Origin of the sequence: Burkholderia cepacia (assembly GCF_001039005.1) — a bacterium.
GTDB classification, from domain to species: Bacteria; Pseudomonadota; Gammaproteobacteria; order Burkholderiales; family Burkholderiaceae; genus Burkholderia; species Burkholderia theae.
The window spans coordinates 1-21,510 of record NZ_LDWR01000100.1; the positions used below are offsets into that span (position 1 = coordinate 1).

The 21,510-nt window shown below is 67.0% G+C and carries 21 protein-coding genes; 11 read left to right on the forward strand and 10 right to left on the reverse strand.

The genetic code is table 11. From position 1 onward, the window contains the following. Window positions 1–1,118, forward strand: a 1,118-nt coding sequence (locus VL15_RS37550; RefSeq protein WP_048251966.1) for a cytochrome-c peroxidase, incomplete at its 5' end; no start/stop codon positions are given. Window positions 1,119–1,142: 24 nt separating this feature from the next. Here the strand turns inward: VL15_RS37550 and VL15_RS37555 are convergent. From VL15_RS37555 to VL15_RS37565, 4 genes are read right to left on the reverse strand one after another with little or no spacing between them, the layout of a single operon-like run. Then, complete coding sequence (locus VL15_RS37555; protein WP_048251967.1) at window positions 1,143–1,880, reverse strand: class I SAM-dependent methyltransferase; 738 nt, start codon at window positions 1,878–1,880, stop codon at window positions 1,143–1,145. Beyond that, entirely contained in the window at window positions 1,877–2,059 is a 183-nt protein-coding gene (locus tag VL15_RS42415; RefSeq protein WP_155420398.1) for a hypothetical protein, read from the reverse strand. Before VL15_RS42415 ends, VL15_RS37555 begins: the two co-directional genes overlap by 4 nt. A gap of 32 nt (window positions 2,060–2,091) precedes the next feature. Further along, the gene (locus VL15_RS37560) at window positions 2,092–2,544 is read right to left on the reverse strand and encodes a type VI secretion system amidase immunity protein Tai4 (protein ID WP_048251968.1); all 453 of its coding nucleotides are present in this window, start codon (window positions 2,542–2,544) and stop codon (window positions 2,092–2,094) included. Beyond that, window positions 2,541–3,158 (reverse strand): type VI secretion system amidase effector protein Tae4, encoded by a 618-nt coding sequence (locus VL15_RS37565; protein ID WP_230684618.1) that lies wholly within the window; start codon window positions 3,156–3,158, stop codon window positions 2,541–2,543. The genes VL15_RS37560 and VL15_RS37565 overlap by 4 nt, the downstream gene beginning before the upstream one ends. 189 nt (window positions 3,159–3,347) lie before the next feature. On the opposite strand from VL15_RS37565, the gene VL15_RS37570 reads away from it, so the two are divergent. The 4 genes from VL15_RS37570 to VL15_RS37585 all read left to right on the forward strand — a co-directional run bounded on the left by VL15_RS37570 (window position 3,348) and on the right by VL15_RS37585 (window position 7,469). Next, window positions 3,348–4,058, forward strand: a complete 711-nt coding sequence (locus tag VL15_RS37570; RefSeq protein ID WP_048251970.1) for a GntR family transcriptional regulator — start codon at window positions 3,348–3,350, stop codon at window positions 4,056–4,058. 85 nt (window positions 4,059–4,143) lie between these two features. Beyond that, window positions 4,144–4,950, forward strand: coding sequence for an SDR family oxidoreductase (locus VL15_RS37575; RefSeq protein ID WP_048251971.1), 807 nt, complete (start codon window positions 4,144–4,146; stop codon window positions 4,948–4,950). Between the two features lie 35 nt (window positions 4,951–4,985). Continuing rightward, window positions 4,986–5,918: a 3-keto-5-aminohexanoate cleavage protein gene (locus tag VL15_RS37580; protein ID WP_048251972.1), complete on the forward strand. Its 933-nt coding sequence runs from the start codon at window positions 4,986–4,988 to the stop codon at window positions 5,916–5,918. Window positions 5,919–6,140: 222 nt separating this feature from the next. Then, window positions 6,141–7,469 carry an MFS transporter gene (locus tag VL15_RS37585; RefSeq protein ID WP_048251973.1) on the forward strand — a complete coding sequence of 443 codons (1,329 nt, stop codon included), beginning with the start codon at window positions 6,141–6,143 and terminating at the stop codon, window positions 7,467–7,469. A 51-nt stretch (window positions 7,470–7,520) separates the two neighbouring features. Here the strand turns inward: VL15_RS37585 and VL15_RS37590 are convergent, their stop codons facing one another. Then, entirely contained in the window at window positions 7,521–8,843 is a 1,323-nt protein-coding gene (locus tag VL15_RS37590; RefSeq protein ID WP_048251974.1) for a TIGR00366 family protein, read from the reverse strand. Window positions 8,844–9,205: 362 nt separating this feature from the next. On the opposite strand from VL15_RS37590, the gene VL15_RS42420 reads away from it, so the two are divergent. After that, window positions 9,206–9,721 carry a hypothetical protein gene (locus tag VL15_RS42420; RefSeq protein WP_155420399.1) on the forward strand — a complete coding sequence of 172 codons (516 nt, stop codon included), beginning with the start codon at window positions 9,206–9,208 and terminating at the stop codon, window positions 9,719–9,721. A gap of 154 nt (window positions 9,722–9,875) precedes the next feature. On the opposite strand, the gene VL15_RS37595 is transcribed toward VL15_RS42420, so the two are convergent. Both VL15_RS37595 and VL15_RS37600 read right to left on the reverse strand, forming a co-directional pair. Beyond that, window positions 9,876–11,210 carry a chloride channel protein gene (locus VL15_RS37595; protein ID WP_048251975.1) on the reverse strand — a complete coding sequence of 445 codons (1,335 nt, stop codon included), beginning with the start codon at window positions 11,208–11,210 and terminating at the stop codon, window positions 9,876–9,878. 291 nt (window positions 11,211–11,501) lie between these two features. Beyond that, window positions 11,502–11,963, reverse strand: coding sequence for a VOC family protein (locus VL15_RS37600; protein ID WP_048251976.1), 462 nt, complete (start codon window positions 11,961–11,963; stop codon window positions 11,502–11,504). 310 nt (window positions 11,964–12,273) lie between these two features. On the opposite strand from VL15_RS37600, the gene VL15_RS37605 reads away from it, so the two are divergent. Both VL15_RS37605 and VL15_RS37610 read left to right on the forward strand, forming a co-directional pair. Next, window positions 12,274–13,416: a porin gene (locus VL15_RS37605; protein ID WP_048251977.1), complete on the forward strand. Its 1,143-nt coding sequence runs from the start codon at window positions 12,274–12,276 to the stop codon at window positions 13,414–13,416. Window positions 13,417–13,646: 230 nt separating this feature from the next. Continuing rightward, window positions 13,647–13,949, forward strand: a complete 303-nt coding sequence (locus VL15_RS37610; RefSeq protein ID WP_048251978.1) for a DUF4148 domain-containing protein — start codon at window positions 13,647–13,649, stop codon at window positions 13,947–13,949. A gap of 98 nt (window positions 13,950–14,047) precedes the next feature. Here VL15_RS37610 and VL15_RS37615 read toward each other — a convergent pair whose 3' ends face one another. Further along, the gene (locus VL15_RS37615) at window positions 14,048–14,995 is read right to left on the reverse strand and encodes a LysR family transcriptional regulator (RefSeq protein WP_048251979.1); all 948 of its coding nucleotides are present in this window, start codon (window positions 14,993–14,995) and stop codon (window positions 14,048–14,050) included. A 201-nt stretch (window positions 14,996–15,196) separates the two neighbouring features. Here VL15_RS37615 and VL15_RS37620 point away from each other — a divergent pair, with 201 nt between their 5' ends. Then, entirely contained in the window at window positions 15,197–17,380 is a 2,184-nt protein-coding gene (locus VL15_RS37620) for an FUSC family protein (RefSeq protein WP_048251980.1), read from the forward strand. A 137-nt stretch (window positions 17,381–17,517) separates the two neighbouring features. Then, window positions 17,518–17,730 carry a hypothetical protein gene (locus VL15_RS37625; RefSeq protein ID WP_047903348.1) on the forward strand — a complete coding sequence of 71 codons (213 nt, stop codon included), beginning with the start codon at window positions 17,518–17,520 and terminating at the stop codon, window positions 17,728–17,730. 129 nt (window positions 17,731–17,859) lie between these two features. On the opposite strand, the gene VL15_RS37630 is transcribed toward VL15_RS37625, so the two are convergent. Further along, window positions 17,860–18,969, reverse strand: a complete 1,110-nt coding sequence (locus VL15_RS37630) for a P1 family peptidase (RefSeq protein WP_048251981.1) — start codon at window positions 18,967–18,969, stop codon at window positions 17,860–17,862. A 64-nt stretch (window positions 18,970–19,033) separates the two neighbouring features. Next, window positions 19,034–20,440, reverse strand: coding sequence for an APC family permease (locus VL15_RS37635; protein ID WP_048251982.1), 1,407 nt, complete (start codon window positions 20,438–20,440; stop codon window positions 19,034–19,036). Window positions 20,441–20,564: 124 nt separating this feature from the next. Between VL15_RS37635 and VL15_RS37640 the strand changes: the two genes are divergently transcribed. Next, a complete protein-coding gene (locus tag VL15_RS37640) occupies window positions 20,565–21,365 on the forward strand; it encodes a helix-turn-helix transcriptional regulator (RefSeq protein ID WP_048251983.1) in 801 nt (266 codons plus the stop codon). The last annotated feature ends 145 nt before the right edge of the window (window positions 21,366–21,510 follow it).

A 21,510-nucleotide genomic window follows, 5' to 3' on the forward strand; every position in this document is an offset into this window, starting at 1 on the left:
CGTGCGCGTCGTGCCACAGCCCCGATCATGCGTATGGCCCGCCGAATGCGCTCGACGTGCAGCCGGGTGGCCTCGCGATGACGCAGCAGGGCTATCGCCCGCCGCCGTCGCTGATGTACCTGTACCGTCAGCCGAATTTCAGCATCGGCCCCGATGCCGGTGAAAACGACGCCGCGCCGAGCGTCGCGCAGCAGGCCGCGTCGGCGGCCGGCGTCGTCAAGGCGCAGAAGGTGGCCGGCACGTCGGCCGCGCCGCAGCTCGTGCCGCAGGGCGGGATGTTCTGGGACGGCCGCGCCGATACGCTGCAGCAGCAGGCGTTCGGCCCGCTGCTGAATCCGGTCGAGATGGCGAACGCGAGCATCGACGACGTCGCGCACAAGCTCGCGCAGTCGTCGCACCGTACGCAGCTCGAGCAACTGTTCGGCGCACGCGTGTTCGACAGCCCGCAGCTCGCGGTGTCGGAGGCGATGTTCGCGATCGCGCGCTACCAGGTCGAGGATCCGTCGTTCCATCCGTACGACAGCAAGTACGACCGCTGGCTCGAAGGCCGGGCGCGCCTGTCGCAGGCCGAGTTGCGCGGGCTGCGCCTGTTCAACGATCCGGACAAGGCGAATTGCGCGGGCTGCCACCTGTCGAAGCCCGGCAAGGACGGGCTGCCGCCGATGTTCACCGATTACCAGTACGAGGCGCTCGGCGCGCCGCGCAACAAGGAGCTGGCGCAGAACCGCAACCCGGCGTTCTACGATCTCGGCGTGTGCGGGCCGTTCCGCGACGACCTGAAGGATCAGACGCAGTATTGCGCGATGTTCCTCACGCCGACGCTGCGCAACTCGGCGACGCGCCATGTGTTCTTCCACAACGGCGTGTTCCACACGCTCGACCAGGTGATGGCGTTCTACAACGAGCGCAGCATCTCGCCGCAGAAGTTCTATTCGCGCGGCGCGGACGGCAAGGTCGACGAGTACGACGACATCCCGCCGAAATATCGCGCGAACGTCGACGTGACCGATGCACCGTTCGATCGCAAGGCGGGCGACAAACCCGCGATGACGGCGCAGGATATCAAGGATATCGAAGCATTCCTCGGCACGCTGAACGACGAGCCGGTGCGGCACTAAGCGCCGCTTGACCGCTGCGCCTCGTCAGCGGCGCGCGCGGATGCAAAGAAAGGCCGGCGCCAGCGACAGCGACAGCTCCGCATGGAGCCGTTCCGACGCGGCCTTCATCTCCGGCAGCGGCTTCGGTTCGACGAACCGGTCGAGCCGCCAGCCACCGTCGGCGACCGCGTTCAGGATGTCGGCGAGCGGTCGACGCCAGGCTTCGACATAAGGCCTCGGCTCGCCGAACCCCGACCAGTGGAAACCGAAGCGGCACGTGTCGAAATACGTGCCCTCACCGCGCGTGCGCTCGTCCATCCAGTCGCGCATCGGATGCGCCATCGAGAACACGAGCGTTGCACCGGGCCGCGCGACGCGCCGGAATTCGCGCAGCGTCGGCGCGAGATCGCGCACGTAGTCGAGCGCGAGCGAGCACAGCACCTTGTCGACGGCCTGGTCGGGCAGCCAGGCGAGCGGCGCCTCCAGATCCCCTTCCGCCACATCAACCGTAAGGCCCGCGCAGCGCGCTCTCGCGAGCGCGACCATCTCCGGCGTGACGTCGAATGCGCGCACGGTCGCGCCGTGGCGCGCGAGGTGCTCGCTGCAGATGCCGGGCCCGCAGCCGGCGTCGAGCACCGTCAGGCCGTCGACGTCGCCGAGCAGCGCCATCGTCGCCGGACGCTCGTAGAGTGCGTTATGCGCCTTGGTCGGCGCGATGTCCGCATAGCGTTGCGCGAAGCTCGCGTACGCGCGGCGGCCGGGGGGATCGTTGGGGGCGGTCATGCGGCATCTGTCTGCGGAATCCGGGAGTGTCGATTCTGCCCGATCGGATGGCGGATGGCGATCCGCAGCCGCGCACCGTCGGGAAAGGTTGTCGAGCGGCCGCGGCCGTTGTTCAGCGCGAAGCGGCACCCGATGACGCTTGCGGAAGTGGCCGATGCGGTGGGGATGACGACAAGCACGGCTCTATCTGCAAGCCAACGGCGCTTGTTCGCTATTGCGGCTGCCGCGGGTTCTCCGTCCGATAAGTACTGTTCGGGCGCAATACGAGTTGCTTCGCCGCGGCTTCCAGTTCCTTGCCGTGATACAGGTCGACGCACTTCAGGAAGTCGAACTTCACATCCCTGACTTCCGATTCGACAACCGGATTCCGGTAATCGCGTGCAAGATACTTCGCCACCAGCGCATGAATGACGTCCGGGGCGCGCTCCATGTCGTAGTAGGTCCAGTCGCGCAACGCACTGGTGCTGCTGCCGATATCCTTGCTCACGCCGGGCTCCTGCCGGTAAGCGGTCGCCAGACACTGCGCCAGCACCATGTCCTTGAAGTTCTGGATGTATGTCCGTGAGCCGGCCTCCGGCGAGGCTTGTGCCGTGTCCTTCGCTGAAACCACCGCGGGTTGAAGTGCAACGCACGTCAGCACGACCGCGATCCAAACTCCCCTCATGACAGACTCCAAAAATTCGCGCGATCCGTACGATACCGTGCGCCCGGCTCGTTGAAATAGCAGTGGTCGTAGCAGGTACGTCCATTGAACAGCGTGGCGTGCCCCTGCGCATCGCTCCACCCCGATACCTCGAACAGGATGACGCCCTGCCGGCCCGCCAGTGGCCCCCCGTTCGAAGGCGGGTATGTGACGCCCTCTGCCTTCCCCCACCGCTGTTCAAGAAAGCGAATCAAATCCCTGACACGAAAGAAGTATTGTCGATTGTCTCCGCCCGATACCGTTTGCCCGGGGATTCGGGGAATCACCGTGCCGGCCTCACCGAGGATGTAGCTCATCCTCACCGCGCACGTATTGCTCCATCGCTCCGTCGGGCTTGGATTGTTGACGTTCTTTTCGACATATCCGCCTATCACTTTCGCGACGCGCTCGCCGGAATTCGCCGGATCGTAGATTCGCTGGGATGCCGCCCAGGCGACGGTAAATGACGGTCGTTTCACTTTGGCTCCTTGTTGTTCCTTGTTGTTGAAATGAATTCGATCGGTGGAAACACATCGGAAAATCGCAGCTGCGCGCGTTTTCCGAATCCCTTCGAGGCCCTCGAACCCGAGCGTCATGATGCACGAATGGAAATGATTTTGTAAGAATTGCGGTGGCGCTGGCACGGCACTTCAATCCTCTCGCGTGACACTTCGTCCTCGTTTTCCCCGATCCCGTTCGCCTTGACTCCGTTCTGCCGATCGGCAACACTTCGCACCTATTAAGTGTGATCACAGATCGCAGATCAAACCCAGGAGAACCCCGCCGTGGCGCCTCGTATTGTCCCGCCCGCACTGAAAGCCATCGAGCAGGAAACGATGGCCGACAAGGTCTACCAGCAATTGCGCGAAGCGCTGATGAGCGGCCGTTTCGCGCCCGGCCAGGCACTGAGCCTGCGCAGCGTCGCGGAAGCCGTCGGCTCGTCGACGATGCCCGTACGCGCCGCGCTCACGCGGCTGCGCGCCGAACGCGCGCTGGTCGACGGCCCGAACCGCGCGCTCGTCGTGCCACCGATGACGCTCGACATGCTCGACGAACTGCGCGACGTGCGGATCGCGCTCGAAGGCTGCATCGCCGAGCGCGCTTGTACGCGGATGACCGACGCGCAGATCGCCGCCGTGCGCAAGACCTGCGAGACGATGCAGGCCCATGTCGAGGCCGGCCGCTCACGCGCTTACCTGCAGAGCAATTTCGCATTCCACAGCGCGATCTACGCGCACGGCGCGAGCGAAAACACGCTCGCGATCGTCGAGAACCTGTGGATGCGCGTCGGGCCGTTCCTCAACATGGTCGCGCTCGATATCCCGCACATGCGGCGCTCGATGGACGCGCACCGCGCGATCGTCGATGCGCTCGAACGGCGCGACGGCGCGGGCGTGCGGGCCGGCATCGCACTCGACATCGGCGGTGCCGCGCACGATCTCGCCGAGACGCTGCGGGCCGAACAGACGCCGCGGACCGTGAACGCGAAACCGTAGCGGCCGCTTGCCGCGGTCGCCCGATCGAGAGCGGCCGCATCCGCGCGGCCGCATCCGACAACATCAACGATGGAGACAACCCGGCATGACAGCTTCCGACCTGCTGAAACCCTATGACGGCCTGCGCGTTCTCGTGACGGGCGGTGCCTCGGGCATCGGTCTCGAGATCGCCGACGCGTTCGCGGAGTGCGGCGCGCGTGTGCATGTATGCGACGCGTCGCAAGCCGCGATCGCGGTGCTCGCCGACCGACCGCCGCGCACCGGAGCCGGCACGATCGGCGCGACGCTGGCGGACGTATCCGATCCGGCCGCCGTCGAACGCGTGTTCGCCGATGTGTCAGCCATGCTCGGCGGCCTCGACGTACTGGTCAACAACGCGGGCATCGCGGGCCCGACCGGCGGCATCGACGAGATCGACCCGGTGCAGTGGGAGCAAACCGTCGCGATCAATCTGAACGCGCAATTCCGGTTCGCGCGCCTCGCCGTGCCGCTGCTGCGTGAATCGAAGCACGGCGGCGCGATCATCGCGCTGTCGTCGGTCGCGGGCCGGCTCGGTTACGCGTTCCGTACGCCCTATGCGGCGACCAAGTGGGCCGTGGTCGGCCTCGTGAAGAGTCTTGCGATCGAACTCGGGCCGCTCGGCATCCGCGTGAACGCGATCCAGCCCGGCATCGTGCGCGGCCCACGGATGCGCCGCGTGATCGAGGCGCGCGCGCAGCAGCTCGGCATCGGCTACGACGAAATGGAACAACGTTATCTCGAGAAGATCTCGCTGCGGCGCATGTCCGATCCGGCCGAGATCGCCGCGACCGCGCTGTTCCTGTGCTCGCCGGGCGGGCACGGGATCACCGGGCAGGCGATTTCCGTCTGCGGCAACGTCGAAGTGCTCTGACGCCTCCTGCATCGCTCACCGAAAGGAATCCATCCGTGGCAAACGCTCGCAAAGTCATCATCACCTGTGCGCCGACCGGCGCGATCCATACGCCGTCGATGTCGCCCTACCTGCCCGTGACGCCGCACGAGATCGAGACGGCCGCCGTCGCGGCCGCGCAGGCCGGCGCAGCAATCCTGCACCTGCACGCCCGCAACCCGTCGGACGGCAAGCCGACGCAGGATCCGGCCGTGTTCGCGGAATTCCTGCCGCGCATCAAGGCGCAGACCGACGCGGTCATCAACCTCACATCGGGCGGCAGCCCGCACATGACGGTCGACGAACGGCTGCAGCCCGCACTGCATTTCCAGCCCGAGGTCGCATCGCTGAACATGGGCTCGATGAACTTCGGGCTGTACCCGATGCTCGAGCGCTTTCGCGAGCTGAAGCATCCGTGGGAACGCGAGCATCTCGAGAAGAGCCGCGATCTCGTGTTCAAGAACACGTTCGCCGACATCGAGACGATCCTCACGCGTTGCGGCGCGAACGGTACGCGTTTCGAATTCGAGTGCTACGACATCTCGCACCTGTACAACCTCGCGCATTTCGTCGATCGCGGGCTCGCGAAGCCGCCGTTCTTCGTGCAGAGCGTGTTCGGCCTGCTCGGCGGGATCGGCGCGCACCCGGAGGACCTGATGCACATGCGCCGCACGGCCGACCGCCTGTTCGGCGGCGACTACGTGTGGTCGATCCTCGGCGCCGGCCGCAACCAGATTCCGCTCGCGACGATCGGCGCCGCGCAGGGCGCGAACGTGCGCGTCGGGCTCGAGGATTCGCTGTGGATCGCGCCGGGCAAGCTCGCTGAATCGAGCGCCGCGCAGGTACTGAAGATGCGGCAGGTGCTCGAAGGCCTGTCGCTGGAGATCGCGACGCCGGCCGAGGCGCGCGCGATGCTCGCACTCAAGGGCGGCGACGCGGTGAATTTCTGATCGCCGGGTAGCGCCCCAACACCAGGACCCGCAAGCGCAGTGACAAGGCGCCGGCCCGAGTCGGCCGGCGCCAGGACGCCCATCATCGCCCCGCTCCGTTCGAGCGCCGCCGGCGCGGCTCCGTCGTCTGCCCATCCGCTGCGCGCGTCGCAGCGGCATCTGCCGAACGCGGCGCGCCGTGCTTGCCGTGCGCGCCGGTTCGCCTTTACCGGAGTCGTCCGCATGTCCACTCAACACGCTCAGGCCCTGCCCTCTGCCGCCGGCGACGCGAGCGCGTCGCTGAACCGGCTGCTGTTCCGCAAACTCATGCCGCTGCTGATCGCCGCGTACGTGATCAGCTTCCTCGACCGCACCAACATCGCGTTCGCCAAACACTCGATGGGGGTCGATCTCGGTATTTCATCCGCCGCATACGGGCTCGGCGCGGGTCTGTTCTTCCTGACCTATGCGCTCTTCGAGATCCCGAGCAACCTGATCATGCATCGTGTCGGCGCGCGCTTCTGGATCACGCGGATCATGATCACGTGGGGCACGCTGTCGGTCGCGATGGCGTTCGTCAGCGGCGAGACGTCGTTCTACGTGATGCGCCTGCTGCTCGGCGCCGCCGAAGCGGGCCTGTTCCCCGGCGTGATGTTGTACCTGACGTACTGGTTCGGTCGCGAGGAGCGTGCGCGCGCAACGGGCTTTTTCCTGCTCGGCGTGTGCATCGCAAACATCGTCGGCGGTCCGCTGGCCGGCGCGCTGATCGAACTCGACGGCACGCTCGGCTTCCACGGCTGGCAATGGCTGTTCGTCGTCGAAGGCATTCCGGCGATCCTGCTCGCGTTCGTCGTGTGGACGCGCTTGCCGGACCGCCCGAGCACCGCACCGTGGCTCTCGCCTGAAACCGGTCGTGCGCTCGAGCGCACGCTGGCCGCCGAACAGGATGCGGGCGTCGCCACGCACGGCGACCACGCGTTCGGCGCCGCGCTGCGCGATCCGCAGATCTTGCTCGCGATCTTCGTGTACTTCTGCCACCAGTTGACGGTCTACACGGTGATCTTCTTCCTGCCGGGCATCATCGGCGCGTCGGGGCGCTTCTCGCCGTTCGCGGTCGGGTTGCTGACCGCGCTGCCCTGGCTGGCCGCCGCGTTCGGGGCGGCGACGCTGCCGCGCTTCGCGCGCGAGTCGCGTCATGCACGCCGGATACTGTGCGCGGGGCTGGTCGTGATGGCGACCGGGATGGTCGGCGCCGCGCATACGTCGCCTGTCGCGGGGCTCGTCTGCGTGTGCGTGGCCGCGTCGATGTTCTTCGTCGTGCAGTCGATCGTGTTCACGTTTCCCGCGTCGCGGCTCGCCGGCAGCGCACTGGCCGGCGGGCTCGGGCTCGTGAATACGTGCGGGTTGCTCGGCGGCTTCGTCGGACCGACTGTCGTCGGTGCGATCGAACAGGCAACCGGCAATGCGAAGAACGGGCTGACGCTGCTTGCGGCCGCGCTCGTCGTCGCGGCGTTTGCGAGCCTCGCATTGCGTCACGGACACGAGCGTTCCGAAGCGCGGTCGCACGGTTGACGGCCGGCGCGATGCAGGCGTCGAATCCCGCCCGCATCGCGCCTTGCTTCGTCAGAACAGATACATCCCCGCGACAAACACCACGCCCGAGAACAGCAGCGTCGTCACGCAATACCCCATGATGTCGCGCACGCCGAGCCCGGCGATCGCCAGCGCGGGCAGCGCCCAGAACGGCTGCGCCATGTTGGTCCATGCCTCGCCGTATGCGATCGCCATCGCGGCCTTGCCGAGATCGGCGCCGAGCGCCTGCGCGGCCGGCATCACGAACGGGCCCTGCACGACCCAGTGGCCGCCGCCCGACGGCACCGCAAAATTGATCACGGCCGAGCTCAGGAACGCGAGCAGCGGGAACGTATGCACGTTCGCGATATCGACGAACCATTTCGTGATCACGCCCGCGAGCCCCGAGTGATCCATCAGCGCCTGGATGCCTGCATAGAACGGGAACTGGATCATGATCCCGGATGCGCCGCGCGCCGCGCCGGCCACCGCGCGCGCATAGGCCATCGGCGTACGGTGCAGCAGGATGCCGGCCGCGAGGAACGCGAGGTTCACGGTGTCGATGTCGAGCGCGAAACCCTTCTGCACGAAACGCAGCACGAGAAATGCCGCGCACAGCGCCGCGACGAAGACCGACAACACGCGGCTCTCCTCCAGCCGTTCCGCAAACGTCGCGTCGGGCCCGAGCTGGCGTTCGACGCTCGGCGGCTCGGCGAGCAGCGCCGGATCGACGCTGACGACGTCGCCGGGCTTCGGCATCATCATGCGCGCGAGAAACGGCAGCATCACGATCAGACCGATCGTGATGAACGCGTTGTAGCCGGTGAAGATCGTGTGCGACACGGGAATCAGCCCGATGGTCTTCTCCATCGGATTGCCCTTCGTGGCCGCGACGAGCGGGACCGAACCCGACAGCCCGCCGTGCCAGCTCAGGAAGCCCATGTAGGCGGACGCGACGAGCAGCCGGTAATCGCTGCCGGCCACGCGGCGAGCGACTTCGCGCGCGAGCATCGCACCGAGCACAAGACCGAAGCCCCAGTTGATCGCACAGGCAAGTGCGCCGACGAACGCGACGAGCATCACGCCCTGCCCCGGCGTGCGCGCGGTGCTCGCGAGCGCGACGAGCATGCGCTTGACGGGCGGCGAGCTCGCGAGCGCATGACCCGTGACGAGAATCATCACCATCTGCATCGAGAACGCGAGCAGGTTCCAGAAACCCGAACCCCACATCGTCGTGAGCTGCACCGGTGTATTCGGCGTGAGGCTGAACGCGAGCGCGAACGTGACGATGGTCAGCAGGATCGCGAAAATCAACGGGTCGGGCAATACGCGGTGAACCACCTGCGTGAAGAAGCGGGAAATGCGCTGAATCAAGTTGTGCTCCTCGTTTCCTGATAGGGACGTCCGCGCGTGTCGTTGTTGGTGGGTGCGCGGAAACGCGCGGATTCTTGCACAGAACCGAAGAGTTTGCTTTGATGCGCGCGCCGGTATTCGCTGTAGGACATCGTCCAAAACGATGTCGGCAATACCCGCCGATCGTGCGTGGGTGTTTCGGCCTCGAGCCGGTGAGGTCCATTGGACTGCGGCGCAATCATTTCGTCACAGGCGATCTGGATCGAGCGCAATATCTCAGCCTGTGACGGGTTCGCAATCCGGTCGGGTGGTTCGCTTTCAGCCTGACATGCGGTCCATGCGCAATGTAAGTTGATGCGCTTACCCTTTGCGACGGAAACGCCATGTCATCAGATCGCCCCTCTTTTCCGAAGTCATACGCGTACTCGCAAGACGCATATCTTCCACCTGGGCATGACGGCGCCATCCCACCCCCGCGAACGGTTCATTCCGGAAACCGCGAACAGTACGTTCCGCCTGCGCTCGGCGGGCTTCAACGCCGCAACAGCAACCAGGCATCGGCGGCTTTTGCAACGCAGGCTCCGCAGGGACATGCGCTGATCACCGGGACCAATGCGGAATTGGTAGAGGAATTCAAAAGAAGAACGGGCGGGAAATATCACACCCACCAAAGCATCGTTCGCCACTTGGGCCGGTGGCTTGAGCAGAATGGGCTGGGCACGCTTGCCGATATCCTCAATTCTCCATATTCAGCGTATGGAAACGATCAAGTGCGCGACTGGCTCAATCTTCCTACCGATCAGAACCCCTACGGGAGTGCCAGTGCCCGCGGCAACCACGGAGGAGGAGGCGGCGGCGCTGTCACGGCGTTCCGGAGAGCGTTCGGGAGGGACGATTGAACGGTTCTGTCGCCATAACGGCGGACGGATGTGCGTGATAGGTGAGTGCCATTTTTCGCCTGCATCCGGGCTTGCCGAATCATAGGCATGACCTCGATGCGCGACACCATGATGTGCGCGCGCACCGAAAATCCTTGAAGCCCGGCATCCGTTGTCAGTGCGTCGCCGCCGCGCGTTCGCTGACCATCGCAACCGCACTCGCCCGCCCCTCGGCCAGCCGCTGCGCGAACCGGTACGCGACGAGCGAGCCGGCCACGGCAAGCAGCATCGGCACCAGGCTGTCGTGATCCGCGCGCGTGAATTCGAGCAGCAGCACGACGGCCGTGATCGGCATCTGCATCGACGCAGCGAGAAACGCAGTCGCGCCGACGAGCGCGCATCCGCCGATCGACGCGCCCGGCCACACGAGGCTCCACAGCCCGCCGAGCACGACGCCGAGCAGCGCGCCGTTCGCGAGGCCCGGCGTCAGCAACCCGCCCTCCGCGCCGGCCCGCAGGCTGCCGGCCTCGATCAGCACCTTCAGCACGAGCAGCGCCGCAGCGAGGCCGATCGTCAGCGTGCCGTCGAAGCCCAGCGATGCCGGGCCCTTGCCGTTGCCGAGCAGTTGCGGAAACCGCATCGCGAGCACGCCGATCACCGCGAAGTTGACGAGCGCGAACACCGGCAGCCGCCAGTCTTTCGGCGCGTTCGCCCGCGCTCGGGTCGTGAGCCGCACGAAGCCGTACGCGGCGAAGCCGAACAGCGGCCCGCAGACGATCGACCATGCGACCAGCGGTGTGCTCAGCGCGAAGGCCGGCACCGTGTACTGATGTTCGTTGCCGAGGCCGATCCACGCGACGGCTGCGGCAATTGCCGACGTCACGACCGCGACGATCAGCGCGCGCAGTTCGAACGTACCGAGCAGCACTTCGAGCACGAAAATCGCACCGCCGAGCGGCACGTTGTAGACCGCCGCAAGGCCCGCGCCGGCGCCGCACGCGACCATCAGCCGGCAGTCGTCGGGCGTGAGCCCAGCTTGATGCGCAAGCCGCCCGGCGAGCAGCGAGCCGATCTCGCGCGGCGCGACTTCGCGGCCGAGCGGCGAGCCGAGCGCGACGGTCACGATCTGCAGCAGCGCGTGAATCGTCGTGCTGACGAACGGCATCCGCGGATCAGCCGCGCGCACCGCGCGGCGGATGCTGACCAGCGGCCGGCCGTACCGGTAAAGCGCCCACCAGCCGCCGCCGGCAACGATCCCGCAGACGATCAGCACCGCGAGCCGGCGCAGCGGATCGGCGCCGGTCACGCCGGTGAGGAAGCTCTCGGTGCCGATTACGTGCGCGACGCTGTAGCCGTACGCAACGTGCTGGATCGCATGCAGCAGCAGCGCGAGCAGCATGCCGCCGAGGCCCGCGCCGACGCCGGTCAGGATCGTGACGACGGCCACGCGCGCGAACGGGCTGGCAGGCGGCGGAGAGGATGCGGGAGCGGACGGGAGATCGAGGCGCATGGGGTCGGCGAACGGGGATCGAAAAGACGGCGCGCAACACGCGCGCCGTCGTCAGGACCGCATCGTAGGCCTGAGCCTCTCATGAGACAAACGTATTTTTCGAATCGACTCATGCGTTTCTAGAATACTCGGTGGCAGACAGCGGTTGGCCGCCCACCTCCCGCATCAACCCGGATACGTGACGCGCTCCGGTTCGCGCCGAATGATCAACTTCGACTGCCTGCGCACGTGCTGGATTCCGTGGCCGTGCGATCCGATCGACGAGCATGGATAGGCAACACGCGTCGCGCTTCAGGACCAGCCTTCGAACGTCAGGCCGGTTTCGGCGGCCGCTTGCTCGGGCGTCACGTCCCGCACGTGCTGGCCGAACGTCCACACGTGTTGCTCCGGATCGCGTGCGCGATACGTGCGGTCGCCATAGAACTGGTCGGCCGGTTCCTGCAGGATTTCCGCGCCGGCCTGCCGCGCGTGTTCGCAATGCGCGTCGAGGCCGTCGGCAAGCTGCACGTGCACGCTTTGCGTGTTCCTGCCGCCGATCTCCTGCGGGCTCGCGACGAAATCGGCCCAATGCCCGCCGATCATCACGACGCCGCCGCGATGCGTGAGCTCCGCATGCGTGACCTGGCCGTCGGGGGTACGGACGACGACGCCGCGCGCGAATCCGAACGCGCGCTCGAGCCATTCGAGTGCGGCATTCGGATCGCGGTAGTACACGGCGACGCTGATCGGCGGATGGCGGTCGGGCTGGGACATCGTGTGTCTCCGGTCGTGGGCGCGAGCGACTCATTCTCCGCGCGTCGGCCGTGCCGATCAACCGCCGCGCCCCGCCCCGCGCATGTTGCAACGACACGACAGCCGGCGCGCATCGATCGGATGCCGCCCGTGCGCGATCGCGCAAAAACAGCCGGCGTCCGGCGCGCTCGGCGCGTCGTGTCAGTTATGTGAAGGACTCTTGCCAGATCCGGAAAGGTGCGCTCGCAACGTCAGGCGGCCTTGAGCACGCAGTGCATTCCTATACTTGCGCCGATCTTTTGACCCCGGTCCCACACGCAGGAGCCTTTCCATGAAAAAAACCTTCATCGCCGGCGCATGCACCGCCGCGCTGTTCGCCCCGCTCGCCCACGCGCAAAGCTCGGTCACGCTGTACGGCCTGATCGACGCCGGCATCGCGTACACCAACAACGCGGGCGGCGCATCGCTGTGGCGCCTGAGCACCGGCACGATCAACGGCAGCCGCTTCGGCCTGCGCGGCACCGAGGATCTCGGCGGCGGCGTGAAGGCGTTGTTCGTGCTGGAGAACGGCTTCAACGCGAACAACGGCGCGCTCGGCCAGGACGGCAAGCTGTTCGGCCGCCATGCGTATGTCGGCCTGAGCGGCAATGGCTACGGCACGCTGACGCTCGGCCGCCAGTACGACACGATGGTCGACTTCGTCGCGCCGCTGTCCGCGACGGCCGGCGACTTCGGCGATGCGGGCTTCGCGCATCCGTTCGACAACGACAACCTGAACCATTCGCTGCGCATCAACAACGCGGTCAAGTACACGAGCGACACGGTCGCGGGCTTCAAGGCCGGCGCGATGTACGCGTTCTCCAACTCGACGAACTTCAGCGCCAACCGCGCATACAGCGTCGCGGCGAGCTACACGAACGGCCCGTTGAAGCTGGCCGGCGCGTACCTGCAGATGAACGGCACGAAGGGCTCGACGAGCGCCAGCCCCGGCGCGACCGATTCGGCCGAGGCGAAGAGCGTGAACCAGGGCGGCTGGTCGATCGGCTCGGACCGCATGCGCACGTACGGCGGCGGCATCAGCTACGTGTTCGGCCCGGCGACCGTCGGCTTCGTCTATACGCGCTCGCAGTACGACAACACGGGTTCGTTCGGCTCCACCGGCCAGATCGCGTTCAACAACTACGACGTCAACGTGCGCTATGCGGTGACGCCGGCGGTCAGCCTCGGCGCGGCCTACGTCTACACGGACGCCAGCGTGTCGAACCCCGACAGCAAGCACGGCACCGATCCGAAGTGGCACCAGGTCGACCTGCAGGCCGTGTACAAGCTGTCGCGCCGCACCGACGTGTACGCGGAAGCGATGTATCAGCATGCGTCGGGACGCGGCTACCAGGCGTTCATCAACGGGTCGGGCGGCGCGTCGAGCACGCCGAACCAGATCGTCGGCGCGATCGGCATGCGCACGCGGTTCTGATTCGCGTGGCGCAGCGTTGCCCGCCGGCTATGAACCCGCGTTCGCAGGCGGGTTCGTTAGCCGCGGGCGACTCGCGCCATTGTCCTTGCGCCAATGTTGTTCCATCTGGAAGGCAGCCTGCCTGGAATCGGGGTTTTTACGCGCGCGGGCGCTGCGTAGACTGCCATCGAAGGTCGGGGCCACGCATCGCGCGTCGACCCGGCCACCTACCCCGTACCCAGGAGAAACTCGTGAAATCGCTCGTCGTTACCGCCGCCGCTGCCGTCCTGCTTGCCGCACCGGCCCTGTCGTTCGCCCAGTCGGCAAAGCCGCCCGTCACGCGCGCGCAGGTGCTGCAGGAACTGATCGATCTCGAGTCGGTGGGCTTCAACCCGGCGCGCGGTGAAGTCGGCAACTATCCGGAGGACATCATGGCGGCGCAGGAGCGGCTCCAGACGAAGCGTCTCGCGGAGCAGAAAGCCGCGCAGGCCGCCTACGGCCCGGCCGGCGAGCCGGCCGCCGAATCGGGCGCGGCGGCGAAGCCCGCGCTTTGATGACGTGACGAAGCGCCCCTCCCGCGTGAATGATGTGCCGCGAGCGAGGCGCGAGTCGCTGTTCCTTGAAGAAGAAACCGGTGGCGCGCCGACGTGCGTCAGGCGGCCTGTGGTTCGCGGTCGATCGCGTTCAGCATGTCGACGTCGCGCGCGATCATCCCCGGCACCTGCGCGCGCAGCATCTCGACCCAGGTCCGGACCTTCGCGTCGACGAAGCGGCGCGACGGATACAGCGCATACACGTTCATCTTCTGCAGGATATGCGCGGGCAGCACGCGCACGAGCGTGCCGTCGTGCAGCGCGTCGATCGCCGAGTACAGCGGCAGCATGCCGATCCCGATGCCGTCGCGGATCGCGAGTGCGAGCGATTCGGCCGTATTGGTCTGCACCGGCCCGGCGACATGGATCTGCTCGACGCCTTCGGGCCCTTCGAGCACCCACTCATGCGTCGGGAACGCCGGCGTGCACAGCGTCAGGCACGCGTGCGCGGCGAGATCCTGCGGACGGGTCGGCACGCCGTGCCGTTTCACATAGTCGGGCGACGCGCACAGGATGCTGAACGTCGAGCCGAGCAGGTGCGACACGAGTTCCGAATCGGGCAGCGACGACGCGGTCACGACGGCCATGTCGCTCGTGCCGTCGAACAGATCGGGCATGCGCTGCGACAGCGACAGCTCGATCGACACGTCCGGGAACTGCGCGTGATAGCGCGTCAGCGCGGGCAACACATAGTGATGGCCAACACTCGCGAAGCTGTGCATGCGCAGCACGCCGGACGGGCGCTCGTGCGCACAGCTCGCCTCTTCTTCCGCGCGATCAACGTCGGCGAGGATCTGGCGGCAGCGCCGCAGATAACTTTCGCCGGCCGACGTCAGCGCGAGGCGGCGCGTCGAGCGATTCATCAGACGGGTGCGCAGGCGCGCCTCGAGCTCGGACACCGCGCGCGACATCGCGCCCGTCGTCGAATTCAGCGATTGCGCGGCGGCGGTGAAGCTGCCCGTCTCGACGACGCGCGTAAACACCCGCATGTTCTGTAGCGTATCCATTCCTGTGAGCAACCTGTAGCGGAGCCGCTATTTTCCTCCACGGGATGCGACAGATTGTTACGTCGGGTGCAACTATCGTTTCCCCGCAGCCGCGTTAATACGCGGGCGCCGCACTCCTACAATCGGCGCCTCACCAGTCGAACGGACCCGTTCGGACAGGCCGCGGCACCGTGCCGGGCGACGTATGGGCCCCCTCTTTTCATGAAGCCACAACCTGCGATCGAGCGACCTTCCATCGAACCGGCACGATGGAGGACATGGCTCGATCCGCTCGGCGATGCGGCGCGCGACTGGGCCGCCAGCGACGGGCTGATCTGGCTGCACCTCGCGAAAACCGTGCTCGCGGCACTGCTGGCGATGGGCATTGCGATGCGTCTCGAGATGTCGCAGCCGCGCACGGCGATGACGACCGTGTTCGTGCTGATGCAGCCGCTATCGGGGATGGTGTTCGCGAAGAGCTTCTACCGCGTGCTCGGCACGGCGGCCGGCCTCGTCGCCGCGCTCGCGCTCGGCGGGCTGTTCGCGCAGCAGCCCGAGCTGTACATGGCCGGCCTCACGCTGTGGATCGGCGGCTGCATCGCGCTCGCGGTGCGCAACCGCCACTTCCGCTGGTACGGGTTCGTGCTCGCCGGCTACACGGCCGCGCTGATCGGCCTGCCGGCGGTGATGACGCCGCAGACGCTGTTTCAGTCCGCACTCACGCGCGCCGCGGAAGTCGCGCTGGGCATCGCGTGCTCGGGCGCGGTCAGCGCGCTGATTCTGCCGCTCAGCTCCGCGAAGGCGCTGATGCGCTCGCTGAGCGCGCGCCATGCGACGTTCGCGGCCTTCACGGTCGGGGCGCTCGCAGGCGATGTCGCACGCGGCGATTTCGAGCGGCGCTTCGCCGATTTCGTCGACGATATCGTCGGCTTCGAGGCCAACCGCGCATTCGCGTCGTTCGAGGATCCGCACATCCGCGCGCGCAGCCGCCGGCTCGCGCGGCTGAACAGCGAGTTCATGAACGCATGTACGCGGCTGCACGCGCTGCACCAGCTCGTCAAGCGCCTGCGTGCGAATGGCTCGGACGCAGTACTCGACGCGCTCGCGCCGCACGTCGACGCACTCGCACTGCGGTTCGCCGCGCTGCGCGACGAGCGGCAGCGCGGCAGTGCGCCGGCCACGGGCGCGCTGCTCGACCTGCGCCGCTTTCACGGCGCGCTGCCGAAGGCCGCGCGCGCGTCGCGGCGGAACCTCGAGGACCATGCGGCCGGCGGGCTGCTCGACTTCGATACGGCGATCGAGCTGCTGTACCGCTTCATCGGCGAATATCTCGGCTACGCCGATACCTACGCGTCGCTCGACCAGGACGATCACGCGTTCGAGCGCTCGGTCACGCATTACGCGGTGAAGACCAATTCGTTCTTCGTCGGCTTCGCGTTCCTGCGCACCGTCGTCGCCGTCGGTGCGATGAGCGCGTTCTGGATCGCGTCGGAGTGGCCGAGCGGCTCGCTCGCGGTGATCGCCACCGCGATCGCGTGCGCGCTCAGCTCGACGTCGCCGCGCGCGCCGAAGTTCGTCGCGCAGATGAGCGTCGGCGCGGCATTCGCGACCGCCGTCGGCTACCTGTTCCTGTGCTACGTGTATCCGAACATCGACGGCTTCCCGCTGCTGTGCGCGACGCTCGCGCCGGTGCTGGGCCTCGGCGCGTTTCTGGCGATGCGGCCGGGCCTGTCCGGTTACGGAATCGGCTTCGCGGTGTTCTTCTGCCTGCTCGCGGGCCCCGACAACGCGATCGCGTATACGCCCGAGGTGCTGATCAACAACGGGCTGGCGATCGTCGTCGCGATGCTCGTATGCTCGCTGGTGTTCGCAGTCGTGTTTCCCACCCACATGCCGTGGCTCACGGGCCGGATCGCGCACGACCTGCGTCGTCAGGTCACGCTTGCGTGCGAAGGCGCGCCGGACGGCCTCGCGCAACGTTTCCAGTCGAGCACGCACGACCTGATGGCGCAGTTGCGCATGCTGCTCGTGCGGCGCACGCGGCAGCATCGCGACGCGTTGCGCTGGATGCTGTCGACGCTCGAGGTCGGCCACGCGGTCATCGACCTGCGCGACGAACTGCACGCGTTCTGCGCATCGAAACCGCCGCAGACGCTGCGCTGGACCGGTTCGATCGATGCGGTGCTGCACGAACTGCCGCGCTTCTTCGACGATCCGACGCCCGGCCATCACGCGCGCACGCTGAAATCGGTGAATCTCGCGATCCGCACGGCGCAGCACACGCTGCAGGCGTGGTACGCGGTGCCCGACGCGCGCCGCAGCATGCAGCGGATCGTCGGCTGCCTGCACTTCATGCGCAGCGCGCTGCTGGACAAGGACGCGCCGTTCAACCGGCACCGGCACTGAACATCGGTGCGTGCGCAACGGGATCCTTGTTCCGATTGGAAATAAGCTCTACAGCCGCGGTGATTAATCTTTAAGCAGTGCGAGCCTATAGTTTCCTCACTGCCAGCGAGACTGGCATCCACCCAGGAGAAACCAAAATGAAGCCGCTGCACCTCGCCCTCGTTGCCCTGTCGCTCACCGCTGCTGTCGCCCACGCGCAGCCGGCGCCGGCAGACGTCGCACAGCAACAGGCGAACCGCGCCGAAGCCGTCAAGGCCGCCGGCCGCGTCGATCGTGCGCAATCGAAGCAGGAAGACCCGAACGCCTGTGTCGGCCCCGTCAGCTTCTGCAACATCTACTTCGGCAGCTGAGCGTGACGCCGCGTCGTCACGGCCAGGCCCGCATCGCCCGCATCGACTCCGCGGGCGGGCGGCGTGCCGGTCGATCGCCGCATCGCCGCCCCGCCTCACGCCGCTTCGATTGAAGCGGCGCTTGCCGTTTCAGGCGCCGCGCCCCGACCGCCAGCCTACTTCCCGCAACGCATCCAGCAAGCGCGCCGGCCCGAGCCCTTCGACCCGCGCACCGCGCGACTCGACGTCGCCGCCCGCGACCAGCGCATTCACGATCGCTTCCTCCACCGCTTCCGCCGCCGCGACGAACAACGCGGAAATATGGTCGTTGTTGACCATCTTCACGCCCGTGGTCGGTGTGCCCTTGCTGCCGTAGTTCGCCGCCGGCAGGCCGTCATTGCCCGTTGCGAACGCAAGGAAGATGTCGCCGCTCGAATCCTCCGTGCCGCCGCCGACGCGCGCGAGCCCGACGCTTGCGCGCTGCGCGAGACGCGTGCACTGATGCGGCAGCAGCGGCGCGTCGGTCGCGATCGTGACGACGATCGAACCCATGCCGGCCTCGCCGGTCGCGTCGGGTGCGCGGAATGGCGAATGCACGTGCCGCAGCACTTCGCCGACCGGGTAGCCGGCCACGCGCAGCATCTCGCGCACGCCGTAGTTCGCCTGCACGAGCGCGCCGACGGTCCAGCCGCCCGCGTCGGCCGCGACCACGCGCGACGCGGTGCCGATGCCGCCCTTGAACTCGTGGCAGATCATGCCGGTGCCGCCGCCCACGCCGCCTTCGGCGACCGGCCCCGACTGCGCGGCGGCCAGCGCACGCTGCACGTGCGCGGCGTTCACGTGCTGCCCCCAGATGTCGTTCAGCAGCCCGTCGTAGGTTTCCATCACGACCGGCATGCACCAGTACACGCGGCCGGCCGCCGCTTCACGCTCGTTCGCGACGAGCGCGTCGCGCACCGCGCCGACGCTGTGCGTGTTCGTATAGGCGATCGGCGTCGTCAACAGGCCCGCCTCGCGAATCCATTCGAGCCCCGTCGCGTCGCCGTTGCCGTTCAGCACGTGCACGCCCGCGAAGCACGGCGAATCGTGCGCGGCGCCCGCGCGCGGCTCGATGACGGTGACGCCGGTGCGGATCGATGCGTCGCCGTTCTCGACGTTCAGCGTGCAATGTCCGACCCGCACGCCCGGTACGTCCGTGATCGCGTTGAAGCGGCCCGGTGTGCCGAGTCCGATGCGGATGCCGAGATCCCTCATGCGCATGATGCAATTCCTCCAGTCTTTCAATGGTTCGGTATATCGGTGCTGCAAGGTGTCGATCCGGCGCTCAGAGCGCGCGGAATTCCTCGCTGTGGCGCGCCCAGACGACATACATCACGAGCGCGGCGACCAGCAGCCCCGCGATGATGATCAGGTCGGTCGGCTTCGTCGCCGTCGCCAGTGTCGTGTAAAGCGTGTACGCGGCGCCCGCCACCGCGACGAGCGGCGTCACGGGCCACAGCGGCATCCGGTAGTGATGTTCGACGTCGCGGCGCACGAACCGGCTCGCGAGCGCGGCCAGCCCGACGACCAGATAGATCAGCAGCAGCAGGTCGACCGTGAACGCGGTCAGCTCGTCCAGGCTCGACACGAACACGAGCCCCGCCGACGGCACCGCGAGCGCGATCGTCGCGAGCCACGGCGATTCCAGGCGCGGATGGATCGTCGAGAATGCACGGTTGCAGGTGCGCGACCAGAGCGCGTGCCGGCCGCTGCTGTACAGCAGGCGGCCCATCGTGATCACGATTGCGATGATCGCATTGAACACCGACAGGAAGATCCCGGCGCTGACCACGCGCGACACGGCCGGGTTGCTGAGCGAACGCACGACATAACCGATCGGGTCGGCACTCTTCGTGAGTTCGGTCAGCGAAGGCGCACCGAGCACGATCGCGGTCAGCGGCACCAGTTCGACGACGAGGATCACGAGCAGCGAATAGATCACGGCCTTCGCGACGTTGCGGTTGCCGCCACGCAGGTCTTCGGCAAGGTAGGCGGCGGAGCCGAAGCCGTTGTAGCAGAAGATCGCCGTGCCGATCGCGGGCACGATGGCTGCGAGCGTCGCCGGCACGAGCGCGTTGCCGCTCGCGACGACCGGCGCGATCAACACATCGGCGCCGCGATGCAGCGCGCCGAACCCGAGCCCCGCGATCAGCATCAGCACGCCGATCTCGACGACCAGGAACGCGCCGGTGATCCACGCGTTGGTCTTGATGTTCAGCATGCCGAGCAGGTAGCTGAGCAGCACGATCGTCAGCGCGACCGACTGGTTGCTGAAGTGCGTGCCGAGCGCGTTGTTCAGGTACGGCGCGGCGCCGCTTGCGAGCACGGCCGGGATGAACACGCTGACGGACAGCACCGTGATGAAGGTCAGGTAGCCCGGCAGCGTGCCGAACACGCGCTTGGCCATCACGTACTCGCCGCCCGCGCTGCGGTGCGCGGCGCTGAGCTCCGCATAGCAGAGCGCGAACGCGAGCGCGAGCACGCCGCCGAGCAGGAACGACAGTACGGCGCCGCTGCCGGCCTGCTGGATCGCAAACGGCGCGATCACGAAGATCGAGCTCGCGGGCGTCACGCCCGACACGGTGATCATCACCGCATCGCGCACGCTGAGCGTCTGCGACAGCGCGCGCGGCGCGTCTTCCGTTGCAGGCGCCGCTTGCAGCGTGCCCGTCGATTCCGACATCATCGCCATTTCGTTCTCCTGTGCTGCACTTTTTTGAACGCCCATACTCGGGCCCGACTGATTGCGTGGCAGTCTAGGAAGCCAATTTCAGGACCGCTATTCCCCCTTCGTGTTACGCCTTTCCGGTGGTGGTATGGATCGTCTCTTTTCCGAAATCGCGATGCACCAGGCGCTTGGCCGCGCAATCGATCATCTCGGCCAGCCGCGTTTCTGGCGGTTCCTGGTGCTGCTGCTCAATGAAATGGCGCCGTTCGACAATGCGCTCGCGACCGCGATCGGCCGCGACGGCGTGCCGCTCGTGCTCGACGAATACGACACGGGCGGCACCGACACCGCATCGCCGGTGCCGCTGTACCTGAACGGGTTATATCTGCTCGACCCGTTCCTGCAGGCCGCTCACGACGGGCTCGCCGACGGCTGTTACCGGCTCGAGGAAGTCGCGCCCGACCTGTTCCGGCAGAGCGAGTATTTCCTCAGCTACTTCCGCGATGCGGTCGGCGACGACGAGATCCAGATCCTGGTGCGGCCGAACCCCGACACGCTGCTGTCGCTGTCGCTCGGCGCGGCCGCGCGCTTCGATGTCGAGCCGCTCGGCAAGCTGACGGCTGCGATGCCGTGGGTGCTCGCGACGATCCGGCAACACTGGCGGCTGGTGGGTGACACCGCGCGCGTGACGCCCGACACCGATCTCGGCGTGCGCGTCGAGCAGGCGCTCGCGCGCTTCGGCGCGGGTGTGCTGACCGATCGCGAGATGTCGATCGCGAGAATGGTGCTGCGCGGCAATTCGTCGAAGGCGATTGCGGAGCGGCTCGCGATTTCGCCGGAAACGGTGAAGGTGCACCGGCGGCATCTTTACGCGAAGCTTGGTATCTCGTCGCAGCCCGAGCTGTTTTCGCGATTCATCCAGGCGCTAGGGGAAGACGCGGCGGGATGAGCGCATCGACACATCGATAAAGACGGATGGCAGCGGGCGCGGATTCGTGCAATATCCGTGAATCGCCGCATGCCGTGGTCATCCGTTGACGCACATACGGGTGTTCCGTCGACAACGAGACTGCCCGGAAACAGGAATCCCGATT